Below are 25392 nucleotides of genomic sequence, written 5' to 3' on the forward strand. Positions count from 1 at the left end.
GGTGTTCCCACCGTACGGGACGTACCGGGTCAGCGGTTCGGTGCCCGCAGGCTCAGCGCCAGCGCCTCGATCGCCAGCAGCGGGGCGACGTTCTGCGCCAGCCGCTCGCGCGCGAGCTGCACCGCGTCGGTCCGGCGGAGGGTGTCCTCGGGGGTCGAGCCTTCGGCCATCGAGCGGATCTCGCCGGTCATGTCGGAGTTCACCAGGTCCACCGGGGCCCCGAGCTGCACGACGAGGACGTCGCGCAGCAGGCCGAGCAGGTCGACGAGCGAGCGGTCGAGGACGTCGGTCTGGTGCCGGCGCGCCCGCCGCTTCTGGTCCTCCTCGAGCTGGCGGACCTGGGCCCGCACGGCCGGGGGGACGGTCGCGACGCCGTCGGCGCCCAGGGCCCGCAGCAGGTTCGCCTTCTCCTGGGCGTCGCGTTCGGTGGTCGAGGAGCCGGCCTCCTCGGCCGCGACCTCGACGAGCTCCCCGGCCGCGACGACGGCGTCGCCGACCCCGCGCAGCCGCTGCGGCAACCGCAGGACCTCGCGCCGCCGGATGCGGGCGCCCTCGTCACGGGCCAGGCGCCGGGCCAGACCGACGTGGCTCTGCGCGGCGCGGGCCGCGAAGGCGGCCATCACGGGGTCGATCCCGTCCCGGCGCACCAGCAGCTCCGCGACGGCGTCCGCGGGCGGGATCCGCAGCGGCACGTGCCGCGAGCGCGAGCGGATCGTCGGCAGCACGTCGTCGACGGCCGGCGCGCAGAGCAGCCACACCGTCTGCGGCGGCGGTTCCTCGATGGTCTTGAGCAGGACGTTGCCGGACGTCTCGTTGAGCCGGTCGGCGTCCTCGATGACGATGACCCGCCAGCGCCCCACCGACGGACGGCGCTGGGCGGTCTGGATCAGCGGTTCGACGTTCTCGCGGCGGATCCAGGTGTGCTCGGTCGTGAAGACCGTGACGCTGGCGTGCGACCCGGCCAGCGCCGTCCGGCAGCCGCTGCACACCCCGCAGCCGATCTCGACCGGGTCCTCGCACTCCAGCGCCGCCGCGAAGGCGCGCGCCGCGGTGGACCGCCCCGACCCGGGCGGGCCGGTGAGCAGCCAGGCGTGGGTCATCCCGTTCGTCCCGCGCCGGGCCGCGAGCGCCGCCCGGGCCAGGACCTCGACGGCCGGGCCCTGCCCGACGACGTCGTCCCAGACGCTCACCGCGCGGCCACCCTCGCCGGTGCGGGCAGCCGGGCCGCGAGGTGGGTGCGCAGCTTCTCCTGCACGGCCCCGGGCGAGGCGGTCGCGTCGAGCACGAGGTAGCGCCCGGGGTCGCGGGCGGCCAGCAGCAGGAACTGCTCGCGCACCCGGGCGTGGAAGGCCTGCGACTCCGCTTCCATCCGGTCGTCGGCGGCGCGCCCGGCCCGGCGGGCGGCGGCGGTGACCGGGTCGACGTCGAGGACGACGGTGAGGTCGGGCAGCAGGCCCTCGGTGGCCCAGCCCGACAGCCGCTCGACCTCGTGGGCGGGCAGGTCGCGACCCGCGCCCTGGTAGGCGAGGGAGGAGTCGACGTAGCGGTCGCTCAGCACGACGGCCCCGCGGGCCAGCCCGGGCCGGACGACCTCCGCGACGTGCTGGGCGCGGTCGGCGGCGAAGAGCAGGGCCTCGGCGCGCGGGCTCAGCGGCTGCTCGTCCCCGCGGTGGCTGAGCAGGACCTCGCGCAGCTCCCGACCGGTGGCCGTGCCGCCGGGTTCGCGGGTGATCACGACCTCGTGACCGAGGCCCTCCAACCACTCGGCGAGCAACCTCGCCTGGGTCGTCTTGCCCGACCCGTCGCCGCCCTCGAAGGCGACGAAGCACCCGGCACCGGTGCGCGCCGCGCGGGCGGGGGCGTCGAGGGCGGGCGTCTCCCCGTGCCGGAAGGCGTCGAGGAGGTCGGCCCAGAGGCTGGTGCCGCGACGGTCGTCCATCTGGCGCAGCGAGACGAACCCGGCGATCCCGGTGATCACGCCGGCGACGGCCATCGCGAGGGAGGCGCCCGAGTACGTCACCGACCAGTGCGCGCTGGGAGCGATCGTGCGGTCGCCGAGGAAGCGCGCCACCCACGGGGCGACGAGCATGACGGCGATGATCACGACGCGGGTGCTGGAGCCGACGAAGGAGAACGTCCGGCCGCGGACGTCGTCGTCGACCTCGAGGCCGAGCAACGTGTACGCCGAGACGTAGGCGAGCCCGGTGAACAGCCCCAGCGCGACGACGAAGAGGGAGGCGACGACGATGTTGCCGACCAGCGCGACGAGCACGAGGGCGACCCCGGCCGCGGAGAGCGCGAGCCCGAAGGTGCGCCGGCGGCTCAGCCCGGACAGCCATCGTGGCCCCTGCCAGACCCCGAGCGCGACCCCGGCGAAGACGGCCATCACCACGACGCCGTAGCCCGGGTCACCCGCGCCGAGGCCGGTCACGAAGGCCCGACCGAGACCGAGCACGACCCCGCCGGCACCGAAGGCGACGAGCATCCCGAAGACGAGGCCGCGCAGCAGCGGGGACCCCCCGACGAACTTCCAGCCCTCGACGATGTCGCGGCCCAGCGTCGGGGCGAGCCCGCCCTCGCGCGGACGCGGCGGGCGCGGCGGGATGTCCAGGCGCCAGATGACCACCGCGGCGATGAGGAAGGTGAACGCGTTGACGTACATCGCGAGGTTGGACTGGTTGCCCGCGAGGAAGGGCAGGGCGTTGTCCAGGACCCCGGTGAGCAGGGTCAGCAGGATGAAGGCGAGCCCGGCGACCGGGGCGGATCCGTAGGTCGCGACGAGGCTGATCTGGTTGGCGACCTCGAGGCGTTCCTTCGGCACCAGGTTCGGCACCGTCGCGTCCTTGGCCGGACCCCAGAACAGCGTGACCAGCTCGATGAGCAGCGTCGCGACGAAGAGCCAGGTGAGGCTGCCCACGATGGGGATGGAGATGAAGAGCCCGAAGCGCAGCACGTCACCGACGACCATCGTCGCCCGCCGGTCCAGGCGGTCCGCCAACGCTCCGGCCAGCGGCCCGAGGAGGGCGGCCGGGGCCAGCTGGAGGATGAAGACCGTCGAGACGGCGACGCTGGTCTGGGTCGAGTTCCCCACCGTCAGCCCGGCGGCCGTGCCCAGCTTGGCCAGCATGCCCAGCCAGTCGCCGAAGCTGGAGAGCATGAGCGAGAGCCACATGCGGCGGAAGTCGGGGTACTGACGCAGCAACGCCCGGACGTCGTGGTTCGGAACCGCCGTGTCGGGCGCCGCGGTCTCAGTCACGTCGTCAGGGTAGATGCCCCGTCCGACACCCCCCGCCCTCCGCCCGTGATCCCGCTGGGACTCCCAGCGGGATCACGGATGAGGGGTCAGGCGTCGGAGGCGACGGTCGTCTTCGCGGCAGTCTTCTTGGCCGCCGTCTTCTTGACCGCGGTCTTCTTCGCAGCCGTCTTCTTGGCCGCCGTCTTGCGCGCGGTCTTCTTGACCGGCCCCTTGGCCCGCTTCTCGGCGAGCAGCTCGGCGGCGCGTTCCAGCGTCACCGTCTCGGGGTCGTCGTCCTTGCGCAGGGTGGCGTTGGTGGTGCCGTCCGTCGCGTACGGGCCGAAGCGGCCGTCCTTGATCACGATGGGCTGACCGGACTCGGGGTCCGCACCGAGCTCCTTGAGCGGGGGCTTGGCGACCTGGCCGCGGCGCATCTTCGGCTGGGCGTAGATCGCGAGGACCTCGGGCAGGGTGATCGAGAAGATCTGGTCCTCGGACTCCAGCGAGCGGGAGTCCGTGCCCTTCTTCAGGTACGGACCGTAGCGGCCGTTCTGCGCGGTGATCTCGTCGCCGGACTCGGGGTCGGCGCCGACGACGCGCGGCAGCGACAGCAGCTGCAGGGCCTGCTCGAGGGTGACGGACTCCACCGACATGTCCTTGAACAGCGACCCCGTGCGCGGCTTCGCCTTCACGGCCTTCTTCGCCGCTCGCTTCTTCGGCGCCCCCTCGACCGGCGGTTCCGGCGCGGGTTCGTCCTCGACGAGCTCGGTGACGTAGGGGCCGTAGCGACCGACGCGGGCCACGATCGTGCGCCCCGACTCCGGGTCCTGCCCCAGGACGTTGTCGCCCTCGGACTGCGTCGTGAGCAGCTCGTAGGCCTTGTCGACGGTCATCTCGTCGGGCGCGATGTCCTCGGGGACGGAGGCCTTGAGCAGCTCACCGGTCTCGCGGTCCGGGCCCTCCAGGTAGGGGCCGTAGCGCCCGACCCGCAGGACGATGCCCTCACCGATGGGGATCGTCGAGATCTCGCGGGCGTCGATCGCCCCGAGGTCGTCGGCGAGGCCCTTGATGCCGTTGAGCGCGGTCGCGCCGCCGCTGGACCCGTCCGGGTTCGGCGGGGTCGCGACGACGCCGCCGGCCGGGCCGTCGGCGCCGAAGTAGAACTTCGTCAGCCAGTCGACGCGTTCGGCCTCACCGCGCGAGATCGCGTCGAGGTCGTTCTCCATCTCGGCCGTGAAGTCGTAGTCGACGAGCTTGGGGAAGTGCTCCTCGAGCAGGCGCGTCACCGCGAACGCCAGCCACATCGGCACCAGGGCGTTGCCCTTGTACTGCACGTAGCCGCGGTCGACGATGGTCGAGATGATCGAGGCGAAGGTCGAGGGACGCCCGATCCCCTTCTCCTCCAGCGCCTTCACCAGGCTCGCCTCGGTGTAGCGGGCGGGCGGGGAGGTCTCGTGCCCGGCGGTCGCGAGGTCGGAGGCGCGCAGGGCGTCCCCCGCGCTGACCTGGGGCAGGCGACGGTCGTCGTCACCGCTGTCGGTCTCGGCGTCGCGGGTCTGGTCGCGACCCTCCTCGTAGGCGGCGAGGAAACCGCGGAAGGTGATGATCGTGCCCGAGGCGGAGAACTCGGCGTCGCGACCGTCGGCCGTGGTCGCACCGAGGCGGACGGTCGCGGTGGTGCCGCGGGCGTCCTGCATCTGCGACGCGACGGTGCGCTTCCAGATCAGGTCGTACATCCGGAAGTCGTCGCCGCGCAGTTCACCGGAGACCTGCGCGGGGGTGCGGAACGTCTCCCCCGCGGGACGGATGGCCTCGTGGCCCTCCTGCGCGTTCTTCGACTTCGACGCGTACGCGCGCGGCTGCTCCGGCACGTACTCGTTGCCGTAGAGCTCCCGCGCCTGCGCCCGGGCCGCCGACAGCGCCTGCGAGGACAGCTGGATGGAGTCGGTACGCATGTAGGTGATGTAGCCGCGCTCGTAGAGGCCCTGCGCGGTGCGCATGGCCTGACGGGCGTTGAGACGCAGCTTGCGCGACGCCTCCTGCTGCAGCGTGGAGGTGATGAACGGTGCCGCCGGACGACGGGTGTACGGCTTCTCCTCCACCCCGCGCACGGCGAAGCTCGCGGCGGCGAGACCGTCGACGAGGGCCTGGGCGGCGGGGACGTCGAGGTGCGCGACGTTCTGGCTCTTGAGCCGGCCGTCGTCGCCGAAGTCGCGGCCCGTGGCCACGCGCTTGCCGTCGAGGCTGGACAGGCGGGCCCCGAACGCTCCGTCGTCGGCCGTGAAGGTGCCGGTGACGTCGGCGTAGCTCGCGGCGACGAACGCCATCCGCTCGCGTTCGCGCTCGACGCAGAGGCGGGTCGCGACGGACTGGACGCGGCCGGCGGAGAGCCCCGCGCGGACCTTGCGCCACAGCACGGGCGAGAGCTCGTAGCCGTAGAGGCGGTCGAGGATGCGGCGGGTCTCCTGCGCGTCGACCATGCGGTCGTCGATGTCGCGCAGCTCGCCGACGGCTTGCTGGATCGCCTCGCGGGTGATCTCGCCGAAGACCATGCGGCGGTAGGGGACGCGCGGTTCGAGGGCCTGCACGAGGTGCCAGGCGATGGCCTCGCCCTCGCGGTCGCGGTCGGTGGCGAGGATGAGCTCGTCGGCGTCCTTGAGGGCGCGCTTGAGCTCGTTGACCTTCTTCTTCTTGTCGTCGTCGACGACGTAGTACGGCTCGAAGCCGTGGTCGACGTCGACCGCGAACTTCCCGTACGGGCCCTTCTTGACGTCGTCGGGCAGCTGGGAGGGCTGAGGGAGGTCACGGATGTGGCCGTAGCTGGCCTCCACCTGGTAACCCGGCCCGAGGTACGTCGAGATCTTGTCGATCTTGCTCGGCGACTCGACGATCACCAGTCGGCGCAGTCCGTCGCCGGACGCTCGCGTTCCCTGGGACTTGCCCGCCACTGGTCCTGCCTCTCACCTTCGACTTCTCGTCCACCCTGCTCGGGTGTCGGGCGCGGCCCGCCGGGCCGTCACACCCTGTGCACTCTCGCACGCCGTGCTGCCACTCCGTGCATCGAACGAGCGCGCTGACAATGTCGCACGCCGCGTCGCGTCCCCCGCAACCGGCGCTCGTCCCGCGCCCTCCGGGGGTGGGTCGTGGACTCCACGCGCCGCTAGGTTCGCTGCGTCGAGTCCACGACCCGAACCCGACCCGGCCCCCGAGCGCCTCAGGGGAGCAGCAGGATCCCGTCGGCGATCAGGTCGCGGACGCGGGGGTAGAGGCGGGTGCGGACCTCGCCGACCGCCTCCTCCCCCAGCACGGCGAGCCCGGCGGTGATCTGGCCCACGGTCAGCTCCCCGTCGCAGGCCCCGACGAGTCCCGCGAGGTCGCCGTCGACCTGAGCGACGTGGCGCAGTCCGCCGCCCTGGCGCAGCAGCACGATCCGCGGGTCCGGGTCCCCCGGGGTGTGGAAGCGCTCGTCGGTGACGTCGGGCGCGACCTGGAGGGTGAGGTCAGCGAGGTCGTCCGGGTCGGCGAGCCCGGCGAGACGGTCGTGCACGGCCAGCCCGGCGGCGAACACCTCCCCCAGCGGGTCGGAGAGCGTCGCGAAGTTCTCCTCGAAGCGGCGCAGCGGGGCCCCGGGGCGCAGCGGCCGGCGCAGCGTCAGCACCCCGAACCCGACCCCGGTGACCCCGCGGGCGGCGAAGTCGTCGAGCCAGGCCGTGTACAGCTCGTCGAAGCGGGGCCCGGACTTCTGGCCGCCGTCGCGGATCCACGTCTCGGCGTACAGCGCCGGGTCGGCGACCTCGCGCTGGACGACCCAGGCGTCCAGCCCGGTCCCCGCCAGCCACTCCTCCAGGCGCTGGGACCAGCTCTGCCCCTCGTGCAGTTCCCAGTTGCCCAGCAGCTGCGCGACGCCGCCCGGCGCGAGCACCTCGCCCACGCCGCCGACGAGGCGCTGCACGAGGGAGTCGCCCGGCATCCCGCCGTCGCGGTACTCGTAGGTCGGGACCGCGTCGGTGCGCGGGGTGATGACGAACGGCGGGTTGGAGACGACGAGGTCGAAGCGTTCCCCCGCCTCGACGGGGTCGAAGAGCGAGCCCTGGCGCAGGTCGAGGGCGACCTCGTTGAGCGCGGCGTTGACGGCGGCGAGGTCGAGCGCACGCTCGGAGGTGTCGGTGGCGGTGACCCGGCGGGAGTGCCGGGAGGCGTGCAGCGCCTGGATGCCGCAGCCGGTGCCGAGGTCGAGGACGCGCTCGACCGGGGTGCGGATCGTCGCCGAGGCCAGGGTCAGCGACGCGCCGCCGACGCCCAGGACGTGGTCGGCGGACAGCGCCTCCCCCGTCGCGAGTTCGCCGAGGTCGCTGACCAGCCACCAGTGGGCGGTCCCGGCGGCGTCGTCGACGGAGTACGGCCGGAGGTCGACGAGGGGTTTCACCTCGTCCTCGGGGGCCGACCCGGCGGCCCGGACCAGCCCGAGCCGTTCGGCCCCGGCGGTCCCGGTCCGCGGCAGCGCGGCGTCCAGGGCGGCCCGGGTCACGGCCCGCCCGAGGGTCGTGACCCGCAGCAGGACGGCCGCGGGATCGCTGGACCCCTCCGTGGCCCGCAGCGCGGGCAGCGACTGCTCCCGGTCCAGCGCCGCCGAGGCGACGTCGCCGACGAGCGCACCGACCCCGTCCACGGTGTAGTTCGCGGCCTGCAGGTCCGCCCGCAGGTCGGCGACGAGGACGCGGGGGTCGGTGCTGGGAGTGCTCACGTCGGGCGAGTCTGCCGCACCCGCCTCACGGGAGGCGTTCGACGTTCTCCTGGGTGCGCAGGTCCAGGTCCGCCGCGGACGGGGTGGGCGAGGTGGGAGCCGCCATGTCGACCTGCCGGAGCTTGCTGACGGCGACGGCGACGACGATGATCACCGTCGCCACGACCGCGATCCCGTAGCGCAGCCACGCGTTCGCGTCGGCCCCGATGGACAACGTCACGACGGCCGGGGCGATGAGCAGGGCGACGAGGTTCATCACCTTGATGAGCGGGTTGATCGAGGGCCCGGCGGTGTCCTTGAACGGGTCACCGACGGTGTCGCCGATGACGGTCGCCTCGTGCGCCGCGGAACCCTTCCCGCCGTGCAACCCGTCCTCGACGAGCTTCTTGGCGTTGTCCCAGGCCCCACCGGAGTTCGCGAGGAAGACCGCCATCAGCACGCCCGCCCCGATCGCGCCGCCGAGGAAACCGGCCAGCGGGGCGACCCCGAGTCCGAAGCCGACGGCGATGGGGGCGAAGGCGGCGAGCAGGCCCGGCGTCGCGAGCTCGCGCAGGGCGTCACGGGTGCAGAGGTCGACGACCCGGCCGTGGTCGGGCTTCTCCGTCCCGTCCATGATCCCGGGGTGCTCGGCGAACTGCCGCCGGACCTCGAGGACGACCGCCCCGGCGGAGCGGCCGACGGCGTTGATGGCCAGACCCGCGAAGAGGAACACCACGGCCGCGCCGAGCAGGACCCCGACCAGCGTCGTCGGCGTGGAGACGCTGAAGTCGCCGATAGTGCGCTGCAGGTACTGCGACGGGGTCTCGATCGCGACCGCGACCTCGTTGATCCGGGTGAGGACGGCGTCCTGGTAGGAGCCGAACAGCGCCGTCGCGGCGAGCACCGCGGTCGCGATGGCGATCCCCTTGGTGACCGCCTTGGTGGTGTTGCCGACGGCGTCGAGCTCGGTGAGGACCGCGGCCCCCGCCTCGTCGACGTCCCCGCTCATCTCGGCGATGCCCTGGGCGTTGTCGCTGACCGGCCCGAAGGTGTCCATCGCGACGATGACCCCCACGGTCGTCAGCAAACCGCACCCGGCCAGCGCCACCAGGAACATCGCCAGCGCGAGGACCCCGCCGGCGAGGACGAAGGCGAAGAACACCGCTCCGGCGATGACGAGGGTCGTGTAGACGGCGGACTCCAGTCCGAGACCGATCCCGGAGAGCAGGACGGTCGCCGCGCCCGTCGTCGACGCGTTCGCGACGTCGCGCGTGGGCTTCGACTCGGTGCCGGTGTAGTGGCCGGTGAGGAAGAGGATGAGGACCGCGAGCAGGATCCCCAGCAGCACCGCCGCGGAGGCGATGAGCCGGGGGTCGCCGTTGAGGCCCGCGACGCTGGGGTCGGCGCCGGCGAACCCCGAGAAGCGGGAGGGGAGGTAGGCGTAGCACGCGACCGCGGAACCGAGCAGGGCGATGCCCGCGGAGAGGTAGAAGCCGTTCTGGATGGAGGTGAGCCCGCTGACCCCGGGCCGGGCCCGGACCAGGACGACCCCCAGCGCCGCCGTGATGGCCCCGATGGCCGGGATGAGCAGCGGCAGGACGAGTCCGTCCTCCCCGACGGCGGTGCTGCCGAGGATGACCGCGGCGACGATCGTGACGGCGTAGGACTCGAAGAGGTCGGCCGCCATGCCGGCGCAGTCGCCCACGTTGTCGCCCACGTTGTCGGCGATGGTGGCCGGGTTGCGCGGGTCGTCCTCGGGGATGCCCTTCTCGATCTTCCCGACGAGGTCGGCACCGACGTCGGCGGCCTTGGTGAAGATGCCGCCGCCGACGCGCATGAACATCGCCAGCAGGGCGGCGCCGAAACCGAAACCCTCCAGGACGGTGGGGGCGTCGGGGCCGAAGGCGAGGACGGCGATCGACGCGCCCAGCAGACCCAGCCCGACCGTCGTCATCCCGACGACACCGCCGGTGCGGAACGCGATCCGCATGCCGGTCTCCCGGCCCCCGACGCCCTGGCGGGCCGCGGCCGCGACGCGCACGTTGGCGCGCACCGCGAGCGACATCCCGAGGTAGCCGATGGCCGCCGAGAACACCGCGCCCAGCACGAAGGCGCCACTGCGGGCGATGCGCAGGTCCCAGCCGTCGGCGGGCAGCGCCAGCAGCAGGAGCAGCACGGCCACGGCGAACCAGACCAGCGTGCGGAACTGCCGCCGCAGGTAGGCCGCGGCGCCGTTCTGCACGGCACCGGCGATCTCCTGCATGCGTTCGGTGCCCTCGCCGGCCTCCAGCACCTGTCGTCGGAAGACCCAGGCGGCGACCAGCGACAGGACAGCGACGACCGCGACAGCGATCGCGATGCTCTGCGCGGAACTCGACAGGTTCACGGGCACGGTGGGGGGCATCCGTCCTCCTCGACGTGTGATGACCTTGACACGCAGCGTAGGGCTGCACCGCCGAGAGTGCTACACCGTGCGATCGCCGATGATCACGGCATTGGCGAGAGGCGTGCGGTTCTGGTGTGAGGTCACCGCGCGCACGAGGGCACGGCGGGAGGGACGACGCGCGTCAGTGCGCGTAGTGCCCGGGGCCTTCGACGGCCTGACGGGTCCAGCTGAGGGCGACGCCGTCCGCGGACGCCGTCTGCTCGCTGGTGTCGGCCATGCCGGCCATCAACGCCAACGAGAGGGAGTCCGTCTCGGAGAGGTCGGACCCCGTGTCGGGCAGGGGCTCGCCGTGCGCGTCGCACTGCACGACCGTCACGTCCAGGCGGTCCTGGTCGTCGCACAACCGCATGTCGACGAGACCGACGGGCGCGGCGGAGGTCCGGGTGCCACCGGCGACGGCGCGCGCGCACGCCTCGCCGATGGCGATCCGGATCTCGTCGAGCTGGTTCTCGCCGAACCCGGCCCGCCGGGCCACGGAGACCGCCACGAGCCGAGCGGTGCGTACGTGCTCGGCGAGCGGTGAGAACCGCAGGGTGACGGTGGGCACGGGTTCGACGATTCCTGTTGCTCGAGGGGATCCGGGGCGTGCTCGGTCAGGACGAGGCGTTGGCCTCGTCCGTCGCCGACGAGGCGGCGATCGCGTCGGCCACGGTGTCGTGGATCGGGAAGACCTTGGTCAGCCCCGTGATCCGGAACACCTTGAGGATCTTCTCGCGCTGGCACACGAGGTGCAGCGAGCCGTCGTGCGAACGGACCCGCTTGAGGCCTCCGACGAGGACACCGAGCCCGGTGGAGTCGAGGAACTCGACACCCTCCATGTCCACCACCAGGTGGTGGTGGCCGGCCCCGACGAGTTCGTTCAACCGCTCGCGCAGGGTCGGTGCCGTGTACACGTCGATCTCGCCGGACACCTCGACGACAGTCCGGCCGCTCTCCTCGCGGCTGGTCACCGACAGGTCCACTGGGACCCTCCTCGCTGCTGGTTGATGCTCGCTGGTCGCGGAGCAGACGTGCGTGCTCTGGGCTGCCTTGCGAGGGCCGTCGTGCACTGCCCTCCCTTGCATTCAACCATCGCGCTCCGTGAGCAGCTTGTCCAACTTCGGCCACGTCGTCCCCCCGGGGAGTGCCTCGCCCCGGGACCGGGCCGATCGGGGGGACACTGGCGGCGTGGAATCCCGCTGGCAGCACCTGCTCGACGCCGGTGTCCGCAGCGACCGCGTCCGCCACGTCGAGAACCTCCCCGGGCGCGCCGGTGAGCGGCTGCCGTGGCCCGGGTGGGCCGACCCGGAGGTCGTGGCGGCCCTCGAACGCGGAACCGGTGGGCTGCCCTGGCGCCACCAGGTCGAGGCGGCCGACGCGGTCTGGGCCGGGCGCTCGACCGTGCTCTCGGCGGGGACGGCGTCGGGGAAGTCGCTCGCCTTCCAGCTGCCGGTGCTGACCTCGCTGCGCGCCACCGCCGCCGCCGCCCCGAACGGCAAGGGCGCCACCGCGCTCTACCTCTCGCCCACCAAGGCGCTGGCCGCCGACCAGGACGCGAGGTTGCGCGCCCTCGGCCTGGACGCGCCGATCACCAGCACCTACGACGGCGACACCCCGCCGGAGGTGCGCCGCTGGATCCGCGAGCACGCGGGGGTGGTCCTGACCAACGTCGACATGCTGCACCGTTCGGTGCTGCCCGGGCACGAGCACTGGGCGAGCTTCCTGCGGAGGTTGCGCTTCGTGGTCGTCGACGAGCTGCACACCTACCGCGGGGTCTTCGGCGGGCACGCGGCCGCGGTGCTGCGTCGGCTGCGTCGGATCGCGGCGCGCTACGGCAGCGAACCGGTCTTCGTGCTGGCCTCGGCCACGGTCTCCGAACCGGCCACGACGGCCCGTCGGCTCACCGGGGTCGACGTCCACGTCGTGGCCGAGGACACCTCGGCCCGGCCGCCGGTCTCGGTCGCGCTGTGGGAGCCACCGCTGCGCGCCGCGCCCGCGGGCCCCGACGGGTCGAAGCCCGCCGAGCCGTCGCGCCGGACGGCGACGGCCGAGACCTCCGACCTGCTGGGCGACCTCGTCGCCGACGGGGTCCGGACGCTGGCCTTCGTCCGCAGCCGGGCCGGGGCGGAGTCCGTCGCGGCCGGGGCCCGGCGTCGACTCGCCGAGGTCGACCCGTCGCTGGGCGAGCGGGTGCTCGCCTACCGCGGTGGCTACCTCCCCGAGGACCGCCGGGTGCTGGAGGAGGGTCTGCGTTCCGGACGGGTCGTCGGCATGGCGACCACCAACGCCCTCGAACTCGGCGTCGACGTCGCCGGCCTCGACGCCGTCCTCGTCGCCGGGTGGCCGGGCACACGGGCCTCGTTCTGGCAGCAGATCGGTCGTGCGGGACGTCGGGGGAACCCCGCGCTCGGGGTCCTCGTCTGCCGGGACGACCCCCTGGACACCTACCTCGCGCACCACCCGGAGGCGTTGTTCGGCGTCGGCGTCGAGGCGACGGTCCTCGACCCCGACAACGCCTACGTCCTGGCCCCCCACCTGGCCGCGGCGGCGCAGGAACTGCCGTTGACCGAGGCCGACCTGGAACTCTTCTCCCCCGTCGCCCGCGACGTCGTCGACCTCCTGGTGCGACGAGGTCTGTTGCGGCGCAGGGTGAACGGCTGGTACTGGACCCGACGCGACCGCGCCTGCGACCTCACCGACCTGCGCGGGGCGGGCGGCAGCGTGCGGATCGTCGAGGAACGCACCGGCCGGGTCCTCGGGACGATCGAGGCGAGTTCGGCCGATTCCCAGGTCCACGACGGGGCCGTCCACGTGCACCAGGGACGGACCTACGTCGTGGACCACCTCGACCTCGAGGACGGCCTCGCGACCGTGCACCCGGAACCCGAACCCGGCTACACCACCCACGCCCGGTCGAGTTCCGACGTCCGGGTCCTCGCCGTCGACGGGACCCACCGCGCCGGGCCGGTCACGATCTCCTCCGGGGTGGTCGAGGTGTCCAGCCAGGTCACGGGTTTCCTGCGCCGGCTCGTCGGCTCCGGGACCGTCATCGGCGAACGTCCGCTGGAACTCCCGGAACGTCGACTGCGGACCCGGGCCGTCTGGTGGACCCTCGACGAGGACGTCGCCGAGGGGGTCCTCGGAGACGTCCTGCGCCTGCCCGGTGCGCTGCACGCCGCCGAGCACGCCTCGATCGGGATGCTGCCGCTGCTGGCGACCTGCGACCGCTGGGACCTCGGCGGACTCTCCACCGCACTGCACGCCGACACCGGCCTGCCCACCGTCTTCGTGCACGACGCCGTCCCCGGCGGAGCGGGTTTCGCCGACCGCGGGCACGCCCGCGTCGAGGAGTGGCTGACCGCCACCCGCGACGCCGTGCTCGCCTGCCGCTGCGCGCAGGGGTGCCCCGGTTGCGTGCAGTCGCCCAAGTGCGGCAACGGCAACGAGCCCCTCGACAAGGCGGGCGCCGTCGCCGTGCTCGACGTGCTCGTCGCCGCGCTCGTGGCTCACCACGACGCCCTCGGGTCCGTCCCCGGGGCGGTCTCGGTCGCCTGACCCGCGCGGGCCCGGGCCCGGGCCGGGCCGAGGACCCCGGCGAGACCCGACGGCCGGACGCTCGCACCCACGAGCACCGAACCGTCGTCCGCCACGACGCACCCCGCCGGGGCCGCGCCCTGCGCGAGCAGCACCTGCCGGGCCCGGGCGCACGGGTCACCCGCGGCCCGGCCCACGACCACGTCGGCGCCCGCGAGCGCCGCGAGGTCGGCGGCGGCCTCGGCGCGGTGCCGGGCCAGCACCGCGCCGCAGAGCGCGAGCACCAGCAGGAGCAGCGAGATCAGCGCCGAGCAGATCCCCAGCACGAGGACGCTCCCGCTCCCCTCGTCGCGTCTCACCCCTCCACCGCCGCGGTCGCGCTCGCCCGGGCCGGCACCGAACCGCCGAGCGGCCCGACCAGACGCGCGGCGGAGCTCACCTCGACGACGACGTGACCGGGGGAACGGGTGACCGAGACGCCGGCGCCGTCCGGGGCGAGGGCCACGGCGGCGGCGCGGACGACGTCCGGGTCCTCCCCGCGGGCGGCCACCCGGGCCCCGGCGCGGGCCGCGTCGACGCACTGCACCTGGGTGAGCACGACACGGACCGCACCGAGGGCCAGGGCCAGCAGGACGAGCACCGCCGGCAGCGCCAGCGCGAACTCGGAGGTGACCGAACCGGTGTCCCGTCCTGCTCCCCTCATCCCAGGCTCAAACCCTGCCGGACGATGCCCAGCAACATCCCGCGCACCTCGTCGCTGCGCAGGATCGCGATGAGCAGCGCGGCGAAACCGCACGCCGCCAGCGTCGCCATCGCGTACTCCGCCGTCGCCATGCCCGCATCGCGGGGAATCTCCTCCACCGGTTCCTCGACGTCCTGGTTCAACTCGACCTCCTCTGGTTCGGCGCCGGATCCTCCGGCCCACAACCACTCTCGACCCGGAGGACGGAGGTTTCCGGTGTGCGCCGGGCACCTGTGGACGGAGCCGCCGCCGTCCGGCCCTGTGGAGACCGCGGCGTCACGAACCCGTCCCGAGGACCTGCCCGGCGAGGGTCAGCACGACGGGGACCACCCCGAGGAGGAGGAACGCCGGCAGGGTGCACAACCCCAGCGGCAGCACGAGGAGCGCGGACAACCTGGCTGCGGCGGCCTCGGCGTTCCACCGGCGGGTGGCCCGGGCCGAGGACGCCGCCGACGCGAGCAGCGAGGCCGCGGGCGCACCCGTGCGGGTGGAGAGCAGCAACGCGTCGGCCAGTTCGTCCCACCGGGCGGTCTGCGCGGTCACGGAGTTCCAGGCCTCCTCGGGCGCAGAACCCCAGGACAGCTGCACCGCGACCCGGCGCAGGGTCGGGTCCTCGGGCACCCCGGCGGCCGAGAGCGCGTCGAGCGTCGCCTCCAGCGCCCGCCCCGGGGGCAGACCGGCCCGCACGGCGGCGGCGACGAGGTCGAGGACGAGCGGGACGTCGGCCGGTTCGACGCTCCCCCGACGCACCCCGGGCGCCCGGGCCAGGCGGCCACGGAGGGCCCGCAGCCGGCCTCGGGGCAGCCGGGGCCGGGAGGGGCCCCCGCCCGTGACGACCAGGACCGCGGCCCCGAGGACGAGCCCCGTCAGCAGACCGCTCACCGGGCCGCTCGCTCGGCGGACGCCACCAGCCGGGCGCTCCAGGACCAGCCGAGCACGAGCAGGACCCCGCCGACGGCGCCGGCCAGCCGCCCCGGTCCGGAGCCGAGGGCCTCCCACGGGGGTGCGCCGAGGGCGGCACCGAGCGCGAGGCCGAGCAGGGGCAGGGCCGAGACCGTCCGTGCGCTCACGCGGGCCCCCGCCAGGGCGGTGCGGACCGCGGCCCGGGCGGCGGCGTCGGCCCGCAACCCCTCGGCGGCGGCCTCGAGCGCGTCGGCGGCCGGGGCACCGGTCGCCGTGACGAGTCGCCAGACGGCGCGCACCGCGACCGGGGAGGCCTCGGCGGGCCCCTCGACGCCTCCCCCGGCGTGCTCCCAGACCAGGGCGGGGGCGATCCCGGCCCGCAGCAGGGCGGCGGCCCGCTCGGCCTGCCGGGCTCCGAGGAGGGCCTCGTCACCCGCCTTCGGGCGGTTCGCCCGCCGTGGTCGCGGGCTGCGGACGTCGGGGGCGCGCAGGACCCGCCGTCCGGGTGCCACCAGGACCGCGACCCCGAGCAGCCCGCCGACGAGGAGTCCGCTCACCCCCGCACCTCACCGGCGAGGTCGAGCAGCCCGGCGAGGCGCTCCCAGCCGGGACCCGGCTCCTCCCGCCCGGCCACCAGCGCCGGGACCACGACCGCCCGTCCGCCCTCGGCGGCGACCACGCCGACCTCCACGAGCCCGCGGGCACCCGCTCGGCGGGCCACGTGCAGCACGACGTCGATCCCCGCCAGCACCTGGGCGTCGACCGCCCCGGGGGTCAGCCCCGCCGTCGAGGCCAGCGCGTGCAGGCGCGCCGGGACGTCGGCGGCGGTGTTGGCGTGCACGGTCCCGGCCCCACCGGCGTGCCCGGTGTTCAGGGCGGCGAGCAGGTCGCGGACCTCCGCGCCGCGGCACTCCCCCACCACCAGGCGGTCCGGGCGCATCCGCAGGGCCTGCCGCACGAGGACGTCGAGGCCGACGGCGCCACGGCCCTCGACGTTGCCGTGCCGGGCCTCGAGACGGACGACGTGGGGGTGGTCGGGGCGCAGTTCGCCGGAGTCCTCGACGAGCACGATGCGTTCGTCGCTGCCGACGAGACCCAGCAGGGCCTGCAGCAGCGTCGTCTTGCCGCTGCCCGTCCCGCCGCTGACGAGGAACGACGTCCTGCGCGCGACGACGGCGCGCAGGACCGGTGCCCACCCGGCCGGGACCGCTGCTCGGGCGAGGAGTTCGGGGAGGCCGAAACGTCGCACGGCCGGCACCCGCAGGCTGAGGTGCGTCCCGTCGGGGGAGAGCGGGGGCAGCACCGCGTGCAGCCGGGTCCCGTCGGGCAACCGGGCGTCGACGAAGGGGCTCGCCTCGTCGAGGCGTCGTCCGGCGCCGGCGGCGAGCCGGACGGCCAGGGTCCGGACCTCCGCCTCACCGTCCAGGGTGACGTCGGCGCGGCGCAGACCGTCCCCGTCGTCGATCCAGGCCGCCCCCCCGCCGTTGACCAGCACGTCGGTGACCCCGTCGAGCTCCAGCAGCGGCTGCAACCGCCCGGCGCCGCGCACCGCGGCCCCGACCCCGTCCAGCAACCGCAGCAGGTCGGGCGCCGCGAGCACGACCCCCTCGGCCCGCGCGGCGGCGGCGACCGTCGGCGGATCGGGGGTCGACCCGTTGCGCGCCAGACGGTCACGGACCCGTTGGACGAGGTGGAAGAACTCCTCCTCGGGCAGCCTCACGAGCTCTGGACCCAGTCGCGGGCGCAGGCCAGGGCGAAGCTCCGCAGCCCGCTGCGGCGGCCGCCGGGGACGCCCTCCCCCCGCTCCAGGCCGACGTCGAGGTCGCGGTCGGGGCGGACCACCCCGGCCAGCGGTGCCCCGGCGGCGTCGGCCACGTCCTCGGCGTCCGTCCCCGTCCCGACGTCGCGCACCACCAACCGCACCGGGGCGGTCGTCGCGGCCCGCAGCTCGTCGACGACGACGCAGGCCGCCGCCGCGGCCCGGGTCGTCCCCGGGACGACGACGAGCACTTCCGCGCACGCCCCCAGCACCGGTCCCAGCCCGTCCAACCCCGCTCGGGGCAGGTCGAGGACGGTTGCCGCGAACGCCCGGCGGGAGGCCTCGACGACGGCCCACAGCTGGTCCGGGGCGGGTCCCCGACCTCCGCGGCGGTCGGTCGCCAGGACCTGCAGCCCGGCCCCGAGGCGGACGCTGGCGCGCAGCACGTCGGGGCTGATGCGCCCGTCGACGCCGGCCAGGTCGCCCCAGCGCAGCCCGGGCAGCGCGTCCGCTCCGAGCAGCAGGTCCAGGCCGCCGGAGCGGGGGTCGGCGTCGACGAGGAGGCAGCCACCCAGGGTGTCCGCGAGCGCCCGGGCCAGTCCGGCGGCGAGGACGCTGGCCCCCGCACCGCCGACACCGCCGACGACCGCGAGCAGGGTGCCGGACCCGCCGGGTCCGGTGGCCGCGTCGGTGAGCAGTTCCAGCAGCCAGTTCTCGGCCTCGGGGAGCAGGACGGCGTGGTCGGCGTCCACCCCCGCCGCGCTCTGCCACCAGGCGGGCCCGACGGGGGCGCTGCCCACGACGACCACGGCGAGGCCGGGCCGTCGGAACGCGTCGAGTTCCGCGGGGTCGGTGCCCGCGTCGGCGAGCACGAGGGCCGGTTCCTCCGACGGGGCACAGGTGCGTCGGAGGACGCACCCGGCCGCGGCCGCCAACCTGACGACGGCGGCGGCGAGCTCGTCGTCGTCGGTGAGGAGCAGGACGGGACCGGTTCGGGAGGCGGTCGGTCGCGGGACGGGTCCGGGGGTTCGGGGACGGCTGCGGGGGCCGGGGACGGGCACGGGTCGCTCCTCACGGTGGTCGGGGGACCACCGTGCGGGCGCCGGGCAGCGACCCGGCGCCGCGGGAGCGTGGGCTGTGGACGGAGGGGCTCGGCGGGGGCCTGTGGAGACCGCGGTGACGTCACGGGGTGCGGCTGGCTACGCCGGGAGATGACCCGGGAGATGAGGAGACGGCCCCCGCTGGGGGGGAGCGGGGGCCGTCCACGGTCCGGCTCGGGGGGGATGAGCCGGGCCGCACGTAGCCCACAGGGCGTACTGCAGCATCCTCACCCCATCCAGGGGCCCTTGGCAATTCCTTCGGAGGGTTTGGTGGGAGATTTCGTGGCGAACCCGGTCCGGGGAGTCCCGGGTCCTCACCGGACCTGCACAGGAAGGCTCCCCCGCGACCCGTCACAGGCCTCCGGTGGCGTCGAGACGGCGCAGGAAGTCAGCCGCGATCGGTGCCGCCACGACACCGCCGCTGGACCCGTCGGTGACGAACACCGCGAAGGCCAGCTGTCCCTGGAAACCGATGGTCCAGGCGTGCGTCGCGGGTGGTTGCGCCGTTCCGTACTCCGCGGTCCCCGTCTTGGCGTGCACCGGTTCGCCGGGGACCCCCGCCAGGACGGTCGCCGTCCCCGCGGTCACGACGTCGCGCATGAGGTCGGCGACGCTGCCCAGCAGGGCCGGGTCGGCCGCACTGGCGGGGGCGGACGGGGCGGCGGGGGCCGGGTCGAGGACGACGGTGGGAACGCGCAGCTGCCCGGCCGCCACGGAGGCCGCGGCCACCGCCATCGCCAGCGGGCTGACCAGCGTCCGGCCCTGGCCGAAGCTCGCGGCGGCCAGGTCCACGGCGGAGTTCGCGGTCGGCACGGAACCGGCGAACGCGTCGACCCCGGCCGACCACGGCGCCCCCACCCCGAGTTCGGCGGCCGCCTTGGGCAGCGAGTCGTCGGCCAGTCGGGGGCTGAGGCTCGCGAAGGCGGTGTTGCAGGACTTGGCGAAGTCGGTGCGGAAGGGGACGTCCCCGAACGCCTCGTCCTCGAAGTTGGAGAACGTGCGGCCCTCGACCGTGTAGGTCGGGGTGCAGGGCACGTTCTCCTCGACGTCCAACCCGTCGCCGAGCAGGGCCAGCGTCGTCACCACCTTGAACGTCGACCCCGGGGGGAACCGGCCGGTCAGCGCCCGGTCGCCGCCGTCGACGGGGAAGTTCGAGGCGGCGACGACGTCACCGGTCGCGACGTCGACGGCGACGAGGGCGGCGTCGGCCGGGCTGGCCGCCAACGCGGCGTCGGAGGCCAGCTGGACGGTGGCCACCAGGCTCGTCCGCACCGGTTGCCCGGGCAGGGGTTCCACCCGCACGAGCTGGCTGGAGCGGGCGTCGGTGCCGCCCTCGGCGCGCACGGTGATCCCGGCCCGCCCCGCGAGGCGTTCGTCGTAGGTGGCCTGCAACCCCGACAACCCGGCGAGGTCGCCGGCCGCGTAGCGACCCCCGGCGGCGGCGATGGTGTCCGCGGTCGCCTGCCCGACGCTCCCCAGCAACGCCCGCGCGAACCCGCGCGACGGCGCCAGCGGCAGCGTCGACTCCGCGAACACCGTGCCGGGCAACGGCTGCAGGACAGACTTCTGTGCGTCGTAATCGCTGCGGCGCAACGTGATCACGTCGACGAACGCATCAGGGGCGGCCTGCTGGATGCGGGTGGTCAGAGCGGCCGCGTCGACCCCGAGGGCCGCGGCCAGGGCCGCCGCCGTGGCCGCCGGGTCGCTCGTCCGCGAGGGTTGCACCCCCACCCGGACGACCGGGGTCTCGGTCACCACGGGCGAACCGTCGCGGGCCAGGACGTCGGCGCGCGGGGGCAGTTCCCGGTCCACCGCGAACGTGGCCCCGGACGCGAGTTCCGGGTGCACCAGCGCGGGTTCCCAGACCCCGCGCCACTTCGCCGTGTCCCCCTCACCACTACGGGTCAGGCGCAGGGTGGTCGAGTAGGCCAGCACGCTGCCCGCGGCCGCGCCGTGGCCGGCCGCGAGGTCGAACGACACGGCCAGCGTCGCCGTCGCGCTGCCCTGCTCCGCGCGGCCGGTGTCGACCCCGGTCACCGTCACCGTCGGCGGCGGGCTCGCGAGGGTGCCGGTGAGTCGGGCGTACTCGGCACCCAGGTCGGCGGGCGGCGTCGCCCCGGCCGCGGCGACGAGGTCGAGGTCACCGAAGCGTCCCTGCGTCCACCCCGTCGCGACGGCACGAGCGGCGTCCTCCGCCCCGGCCGCGGGGTCGGTTCGGGACCGCGACCACCACCAGGCACCGGCCCCACCGGCGAGGAGAACGGCCCCGGCGGCCGAACCGGCCACCACCGCTCGGCGCCGCGGGCGTCCGCGCAGGTCAGCGGGTGGGCCGTCCCCGGGGGGTGGGGTGGACCGGCGGGGCTCCTCGGCGTTGTCGCTCATCGACACCGATGCTCGCACGCTACCCAGGCGGTGCTCCTGCTAACCTTCAGTGCGTTGGAGGTGTCGCCTAGTCCGGTCTATGGCGCCCGCCTGCTAAGCGGGTTGGGGGCTACAACCCCCTCGCGGGTTCAAATCCCGCCACCTCCGCCGGAGCGAAGGCCCCGGTCGCCACGAGCGACCGGGGCCTTCGTCGTCCCACCCGGCGCAGCAGGGGCGCCTCACGGTGGCGCTCGGATGCGCTGCGCCGCAATCGATTGGTGACGAGGGCGGAAGCCCGCTACAGTAGTCCAGGACAGCGCGCCACGGCGGGCTGCCGGCGCCCGTAGCTCAACGGATAGAGCATCTGACTACGGATCAGAAGGTTAGGGGTTCGAATCCCTTCGGGCGCACACCTCAGCTCCATCCAGGGCCCCTCCGCGGGGCCCTTCTCCATGTCCGGGCTCTTCCACCCTCCTCCCGGCCTCGGGTCCACCCTCCGTCCGGGACCGGCCGGGCCACCCGCAGGACGCTGTCACTGCTCCCCCTCCCCGCCCGGCGCGACGTTCCCCGACTCCCCCGGGGCCGCGTTCCTGCGACCTTTCCCGGACCTCCGGGTTCCCGGTGACACCCCCGCTCCCTCCCGGATCCGGGATCCGGAGTTCGCCCGCGGCATTGTCGGCCGGGTTCCGGCGGGAGTTCCGAGGCGCGTTCACACCGGGTTCGGAGGGGTGGATACCGGCGGCCTCACAACGCCCCGGAGAACACCGGGAACCCCCTCTCCCGGGCCGGGAGGTTCGATCCCGCACCCATCACGAGGAGCTCACGGACAACACCGCGGAGGTGAACCCCGACAACTCCCCCGTGAACCCGGGGAACTCCGTGAGAATTCGTCCTTCGATGCGCGAACTACCGCAGAACTGTGGTTTCATTGCTTCAGCATTGATCAACTACTTCCCCCAGGAGCTCAGCATGGCAAGTCACGACGTTGCACTGAAGGTGGCCACCGAACTGCCCGTCGGTGCCGTCGACCTCGAGATTCCCGTCAAGCGGAACGGTCGCAAGATCGGCACCTTCACGGTGAACGCGAACGGTGTCTCGTGGAACCCGGCGACGGCCAAGGCCGCCACCAACGTGGCGTGGGAAGACCTTCCCGCCGCGCTGGCCGGCACCCCGGCTGCTGCTCCGGCCGCTGCTGCTGCTCCGGCCAAGAAGGCCGCCCCGGCGAAGAAGACCACCGCCAAGAAGGCCGCTCCGGCGAAGAAGGCCGCCCCGGCTCCGGTCGAGGAAACCCCGGCGCCCGTCGCCGAGACCCCGGCGCCCGTCGCCGCGACCCCGGCCAAGAAGTCCGCCAAGAAGGTGGCGAAGAAGTCCGCTCCCTCCACGGCTGCCGTCGACGCCCGCGCCGTGCGCGAGTGGGCTGCCACGCAGGGGATCGCCGTCGCCCCGCGCGGCCCGATCTCCTCGACGATCATCGACCAGTTCCGCGCCGCTCAGTGAGCTGACGCACCGGCACGAACGACAGGGGGCGGGGTCTTCGGACCCCGCCCCCTGTCGTGTGTCCGAGGCCGGCTGGACGGGCCCGCGGGAACGAGCCGGGAAACGGTCAGCGGAACCTGGCCGGCCACGCCCGGCGCGCCATCCGCCACACCTTCGACCCCACGGGTCGCGGCGCGTCCGCCGCGCCGACCTCACCGAACAACTGCTCGCAGATGCGCACGTACACCTGGTCGGGCATCGGCAGGCGGTCGACGTCGCTCAGGGCCTGGTCCTGGCCGGCGGATTCCATGACGAGCTCGCCGTAGCCCAGGAGCCGGCCCAGGATCGTCCGGTTGTAGCTCATGTCCGTCACCTTCGACAGCGGCATCATCGCCACCTGGCGCTTGATGACCCCGTAGGTCAGCAACAGCCGTTTGTCGGTCGCGATGAACCAGTCCCCGCGCCACTGCAGGTACTTCCAGTAGGCCCGGCCCAGCACCACGACCCAGGCCAGGAACAGCAGGTTCGGCAGGTGAGGGACGTCATCGACCCGCGGGACCAGCCACAGGACGGCCAGCAGGGCGAGGACGCAGGTGAGCACGGGTTCCGCCAGCACCACCAGGTGCCGTCGCAGGCACACCAGACGCTTCTCGGTGCCGAGGACGTAGCGGCGCACCGAACGGGGTGGCCTTTCCCACAGCGGGTCCGGTCCGGGCTCCTCGTCGAGCGGCGGGAGCGGGTCCTGCTCCACCGCGGAATCCACGGAATCCGCCGGCGAATCGTCGTCCTCCACCTCGAGGACCTCCCAGGTGCCGTCCTGACCGGTTTTCCGCAGCCGGGTGCCGGAAAGCATCACCAGTTCCCGGGCCTCGTCGCGAGGCTCCGGGTTCTGGCCTCGTCCCGAGCGGTTCAGCTGAGCAACCCGTCGAAGAAGTTCAGGATGCTGGTCACGACGGTCTTCAGCGCTTCGCCGACGGAACGGACGAAGTCCGCCGCCTGGTCAGGCGCCTTGTAGACCGCATAGAGGGCGAACACCACCACTACCCACCACAGAACTCGACGCCACTTCACCGGGTCGGCCCCTTCCCGCGTTCCCCCGAACGCCTGTTTTCGATCACGGATCGTGTACACGAATGTGCTGAACGGGGGACATCCTGCCGGAAAGCCGGGCGCAGCACGAAGCCCCGCGCCGCGACGTCCACGACACGGGGCTCCGGGGGTTCTCAGACGACGCCGTAGAGGCGGTCGCCGGCGTCCCCCAGCCCGGGGACGATGTAGCCGTTCGCGTCGAGGCGCTCGTCGACGGCGGCCGTGACGATGCTCACCTGGGCGTGGTCGTCGAACGCGGTCCGCACCACCTCGATCCCCTCCGGGGCGGCGAGCAGGCACAACGCGGTCACGTCCCGGGCACCGCGTTCCAGCAGGAAGTTGATGGCCGCCACGAGCGTTCCGCCGGTCGCGAGCATCGGGTCGAGCACGAACACCTGCCGGCCCGAGAGGTCGTCAGGCAGCCGGTTCGCGTACGTCGTGGCCTGCAGGGTGGTCTCGTCGCGGATCATCCCCAGGAACCCGACCTCGGCGGTAGGGAGCAACCGGACCATCCCGTCGAGCATGCCGAGCCCGGCCCGCAGGATCGGGACGACGATCGGCTTCGGGGAGCGGAGCCGGACACCGGTCGTCGTGGTGACCGGGGTGGTGATGGGGTGCGGTTCGACGGCGACGTCCCGCGTCGCCTCGTAGGCCAGCAGGGTGACCAGTTCGTCGGCGAGGCGACGGAACGTCGGGGAATCGGTCCGCTCGTCACGCAGAGCGGTCAGTTTGTGGGCCACCAGCGGGTGGTCGATGACGGACAGGCGCATGACGTCGAAAGTAAGGGGTCGGAGCCACGACGTGGGACCGCTGGTCGCTGCGGCCCCTCTCCTGCCACGATGGTGGCGTGGCGTACTTCACCGCAGTGCTCTCTCCCGAAGGCTCCGGCGACGACCGAGACTGGCGCTCCGTCGACATCGACCTGGAAGCCGGATCCCCCGACGAGCTCGGCGACGTCCTGCGCGGCGCCGTCGACGACGACGACGCGTCCGTGCTCGCCGTCCTCGAACGCGAGGACGAGTGGTTCGCGCTCGTCCGCACCGACGGAGGTGTCGACACGAAGGTGTTCGTCTCCGACGCCGTCGCGGCCGCCGACAGCTCCTTCGCCCCGCTCTTCACCGAACTCCCACCGGCCACCCGGGCCGTCCTCGGCGACGACGCGTCAGCCGACGACGGTGACGCCGACGGTGAGGACGGTGAGGAGGAGGACGACGAACCCACCGCCACCCGGTCCGAACCCGTGGTGGCGGAGGACGTCTGGGCCGGCGACCCCGAACTGCTGGCCGACCTCGGCCTCCCCGCGGAGGTCCTCGTCCGCATCGCCGCCTCCGGGGCCGACCCCTCGGGAGCCACCGTCGAGATCGGTGAGCTCCTCGGTTTCGCCGACGTCCTGGAATCGCTGCGCTGAACGGGCTCGCCGTCCCCCCCGACTGGACGCGCTGGATGGGCCTGGCCCTCGAGCAGGCCCGGGCCTGCCTGCAGACCGGTGACGTCCCGGTCGGGGCGGTCGTGCTCGACGCGGCGGGGACCGTCCTCGGCGTGGGGCGCAACGAACGGGAAGCCGCGGGCGACCCCACCGCGCACGCGGAGGTCCTCGCGCTGCGCGCGGCGGCCCGCACCCGCGGGGAGTGGCGGCTGTCCGGCTGCACCCTCGTCGTCACGCTGGAACCGTGCGTGATGTGCGCGGGGGCGACCGTGCTGGCCCGGGTCGACCGGCTGGTCCTCGGGGCCTGGGACGCCCGGTTCGGCGCCGCCGGGTCCCTGCGCGACGTCGTGCGCGACCGCCGGCTCAACCACGTCGTGGAGGTCGCGGGCGGTGTCCGCGGCGAGGAGTGCGCGGCTCTGCTCGACGAGTTCTTCGCCGCCCGGCGGAGCTGAGCGAGGCACCGCCGGAGCCGTGTAAGGTTGGTGACGCAGGATCAAGGTGATGTGTCCGAGCGGCCTAAGGAGCACGCCTCGAAAGCGTGTGAAGGGGTAACTCTTCCGTGGGTTCAAATCCCACCGTCACCGCAGTACAGAACGGCCCCTGATCAGCGCGTTATTGC

At 74.0% G+C, this 25392-nt stretch carries 22 protein-coding genes and 3 tRNA genes; 7 read left to right on the forward strand and 18 right to left on the reverse strand.

Going from position 1 to position 25392, the window contains the following annotated elements; translation table 11 throughout:
• Positions 1–29 precede the first annotated feature (29 nt).
• From SJY07_RS09775 to SJY07_RS09805, 7 genes are all read right to left on the reverse strand, one after another.
• Positions 30–1190, reverse strand: coding sequence for a DNA polymerase III subunit delta' (locus tag SJY07_RS09775; RefSeq protein ID WP_328294450.1), 1161 nt, complete (start codon positions 1188–1190; stop codon positions 30–32).
• Positions 1187–3256 carry a dTMP kinase gene (gene tmk, locus SJY07_RS09780; RefSeq protein ID WP_380158711.1) on the reverse strand — a complete coding sequence of 690 codons (2070 nt, stop codon included), beginning with the start codon at positions 3254–3256 and terminating at the stop codon, positions 1187–1189. The genes SJY07_RS09775 and tmk overlap by 4 nt, the downstream gene beginning before the upstream one ends.
• An 86-nt stretch (positions 3257–3342) precedes the next feature.
• Positions 3343–6183, reverse strand: a complete 2841-nt coding sequence (gene topA / locus SJY07_RS09785) for a type I DNA topoisomerase (protein ID WP_380158713.1) — start codon at positions 6181–6183, stop codon at positions 3343–3345.
• 266 nt (positions 6184–6449) lie between these two features.
• Positions 6450–7979 carry a methyltransferase gene (locus tag SJY07_RS09790; protein WP_380158714.1) on the reverse strand — a complete coding sequence of 510 codons (1530 nt, stop codon included), beginning with the start codon at positions 7977–7979 and terminating at the stop codon, positions 6450–6452.
• A 25-nt stretch (positions 7980–8004) separates the two neighbouring features.
• Positions 8005–10362 (reverse strand): sodium-translocating pyrophosphatase, encoded by a 2358-nt coding sequence (locus SJY07_RS09795; protein ID WP_328294446.1) that lies wholly within the window; start codon positions 10360–10362, stop codon positions 8005–8007.
• Between the two features lie 163 nt (positions 10363–10525).
• Positions 10526–10951 (reverse strand): ATP-binding protein, encoded by a 426-nt coding sequence (locus SJY07_RS09800; RefSeq protein WP_380158716.1) that lies wholly within the window; start codon positions 10949–10951, stop codon positions 10526–10528.
• Between the two features lie 46 nt (positions 10952–10997).
• Positions 10998–11366 (reverse strand): STAS domain-containing protein, encoded by a 369-nt coding sequence (locus SJY07_RS09805; RefSeq protein WP_328294444.1) that lies wholly within the window; start codon positions 11364–11366, stop codon positions 10998–11000.
• A 205-nt stretch (positions 11367–11571) separates the two neighbouring features.
• Between SJY07_RS09805 and SJY07_RS09810 the strand changes: the two genes are divergently transcribed.
• The gene (locus tag SJY07_RS09810) at positions 11572–13938 is read left to right on the forward strand and encodes a DEAD/DEAH box helicase (protein WP_380158718.1); all 2367 of its coding nucleotides are present in this window, start codon (positions 11572–11574) and stop codon (positions 13936–13938) included.
• Here SJY07_RS09810 and SJY07_RS09815 read toward each other — a convergent pair.
• The 8 genes from SJY07_RS09815 to SJY07_RS09850 form a co-directional block, all read right to left on the reverse strand.
• A complete protein-coding gene (locus SJY07_RS09815; RefSeq protein ID WP_328294442.1) occupies positions 13890–14276 on the reverse strand; it encodes an Rv3654c family TadE-like protein in 387 nt (128 codons plus the stop codon). The two genes, SJY07_RS09810 and SJY07_RS09815, sit on opposite strands and share 49 nt — an antisense overlap.
• Complete coding sequence (locus tag SJY07_RS09820; protein WP_380158721.1) at positions 14273–14620, reverse strand: TadE family type IV pilus minor pilin; 348 nt, start codon at positions 14618–14620, stop codon at positions 14273–14275. Before SJY07_RS09820 ends, SJY07_RS09815 begins: the two co-directional genes overlap by 4 nt.
• A complete protein-coding gene (locus SJY07_RS09825; RefSeq protein ID WP_328294440.1) occupies positions 14617–14802 on the reverse strand; it encodes a DUF4244 domain-containing protein in 186 nt (61 codons plus the stop codon). The genes SJY07_RS09820 and SJY07_RS09825 overlap by 4 nt, the downstream gene beginning before the upstream one ends.
• A gap of 133 nt (positions 14803–14935) precedes the next feature.
• A complete protein-coding gene (locus SJY07_RS09830) occupies positions 14936–15541 on the reverse strand; it encodes a type II secretion system F family protein (protein WP_380158723.1) in 606 nt (201 codons plus the stop codon).
• On the reverse strand, positions 15538–16119 hold the full coding sequence (locus tag SJY07_RS09835) for a hypothetical protein (protein ID WP_380158725.1): 582 nt from the start codon (positions 16117–16119) through the stop codon (positions 15538–15540). The genes SJY07_RS09830 and SJY07_RS09835 overlap by 4 nt, the downstream gene beginning before the upstream one ends.
• On the reverse strand, positions 16116–17282 hold the full coding sequence (locus SJY07_RS09840; RefSeq protein WP_328294437.1) for a TadA family conjugal transfer-associated ATPase: 1167 nt from the start codon (positions 17280–17282) through the stop codon (positions 16116–16118). The genes SJY07_RS09835 and SJY07_RS09840 overlap by 4 nt, the downstream gene beginning before the upstream one ends.
• Positions 17279–18382 (reverse strand): septum site-determining protein Ssd, encoded by a 1104-nt coding sequence (gene ssd, locus SJY07_RS09845; RefSeq protein ID WP_380158728.1) that lies wholly within the window; start codon positions 18380–18382, stop codon positions 17279–17281. Before ssd ends, SJY07_RS09840 begins: the two co-directional genes overlap by 4 nt.
• A gap of 390 nt (positions 18383–18772) precedes the next feature.
• On the reverse strand, positions 18773–20803 hold the full coding sequence (locus tag SJY07_RS09850; RefSeq protein WP_380158730.1) for a penicillin-binding transpeptidase domain-containing protein: 2031 nt from the start codon (positions 20801–20803) through the stop codon (positions 18773–18775).
• Positions 20804–20859: 56 nt separating this feature from the next.
• Here SJY07_RS09850 and SJY07_RS09855 point away from each other — a divergent pair.
• From SJY07_RS09855 to SJY07_RS09865, 3 genes are all read left to right on the forward strand, one after another.
• Positions 20860–20950, forward strand: a tRNA-Ser gene (locus SJY07_RS09855).
• A gap of 169 nt (positions 20951–21119) precedes the next feature.
• Positions 21120–21192 (forward strand) — tRNA-Arg (locus SJY07_RS09860).
• Between the two features lie 559 nt (positions 21193–21751).
• Positions 21752–22279, forward strand: a complete 528-nt coding sequence (locus tag SJY07_RS09865) for a histone-like nucleoid-structuring protein Lsr2 (protein ID WP_380158732.1) — start codon at positions 21752–21754, stop codon at positions 22277–22279.
• Positions 22280–22385: 106 nt separating this feature from the next.
• Here the strand turns inward: SJY07_RS09865 and SJY07_RS09870 are convergent, their stop codons facing one another.
• The 3 genes from SJY07_RS09870 to upp form a co-directional block, all read right to left on the reverse strand.
• Entirely contained in the window at positions 22386–23009 is a 624-nt protein-coding gene (locus SJY07_RS09870) for a PH domain-containing protein (protein WP_380158734.1), read from the reverse strand.
• Between the two features lie 158 nt (positions 23010–23167).
• Complete coding sequence (locus SJY07_RS09875) at positions 23168–23389, reverse strand: hypothetical protein (RefSeq protein ID WP_380158736.1); 222 nt, start codon at positions 23387–23389, stop codon at positions 23168–23170.
• 92 nt (positions 23390–23481) lie between these two features.
• On the reverse strand, positions 23482–24117 hold the full coding sequence (gene upp / locus SJY07_RS09880) for a uracil phosphoribosyltransferase (RefSeq protein WP_328294431.1): 636 nt from the start codon (positions 24115–24117) through the stop codon (positions 23482–23484).
• A gap of 77 nt (positions 24118–24194) precedes the next feature.
• Between upp and SJY07_RS09885 the strand changes: the two genes are divergently transcribed.
• From SJY07_RS09885 to SJY07_RS09895, 3 genes are all read left to right on the forward strand, one after another.
• The gene (locus tag SJY07_RS09885) at positions 24195–24755 is read left to right on the forward strand and encodes a hypothetical protein (RefSeq protein ID WP_380158738.1); all 561 of its coding nucleotides are present in this window, start codon (positions 24195–24197) and stop codon (positions 24753–24755) included.
• Complete coding sequence (gene tadA / locus SJY07_RS09890) at positions 24752–25225, forward strand: tRNA adenosine(34) deaminase TadA (protein WP_380162255.1); 474 nt, start codon at positions 24752–24754, stop codon at positions 25223–25225. Before SJY07_RS09885 ends, tadA begins: the two co-directional genes overlap by 4 nt.
• A 45-nt stretch (positions 25226–25270) precedes the next feature.
• Positions 25271–25357: transfer RNA gene (locus SJY07_RS09895), tRNA-Ser, on the forward strand.
• Positions 25358–25392 lie beyond the last annotated feature (35 nt).

The sequence above is a fragment of the Kineococcus sp. R86509 genome, assembly GCF_042466365.1.
Taxonomy (GTDB): Bacteria; Actinomycetota; Actinomycetes; order Actinomycetales; family Kineococcaceae; genus Kineococcus.

What these genes read in the sequence shown, in the direction of transcription:
- SJY07_RS09850 (WP_380158730.1), bottom strand. Translation starts at nt 20,803, where the DNA reads ATGAGCGACAACGCCGAGGAGCCCCGCCGGTCCACCCCACCCCCCGGG.
- SJY07_RS09820 (WP_380158721.1), bottom strand. Translation starts at nt 14,620, where the DNA reads ATGAGGGGAGCAGGACGGGACACCGGTTCGGTCACCTCCGAGTTCGCG.
- upp (WP_328294431.1), bottom strand. Translation starts at nt 24,117, where the DNA reads ATGCGCCTGTCCGTCATCGACCACCCGCTGGTGGCCCACAAACTGACC.
- SJY07_RS09865 (WP_380158732.1), top strand. Translation starts at nt 21,752, where the DNA reads ATGGCAAGTCACGACGTTGCACTGAAGGTGGCCACCGAACTGCCCGTC.
- SJY07_RS09795 (WP_328294446.1), bottom strand. Translation starts at nt 10,362, where the DNA reads ATGCCCCCCACCGTGCCCGTGAACCTGTCGAGTTCCGCGCAGAGCATC.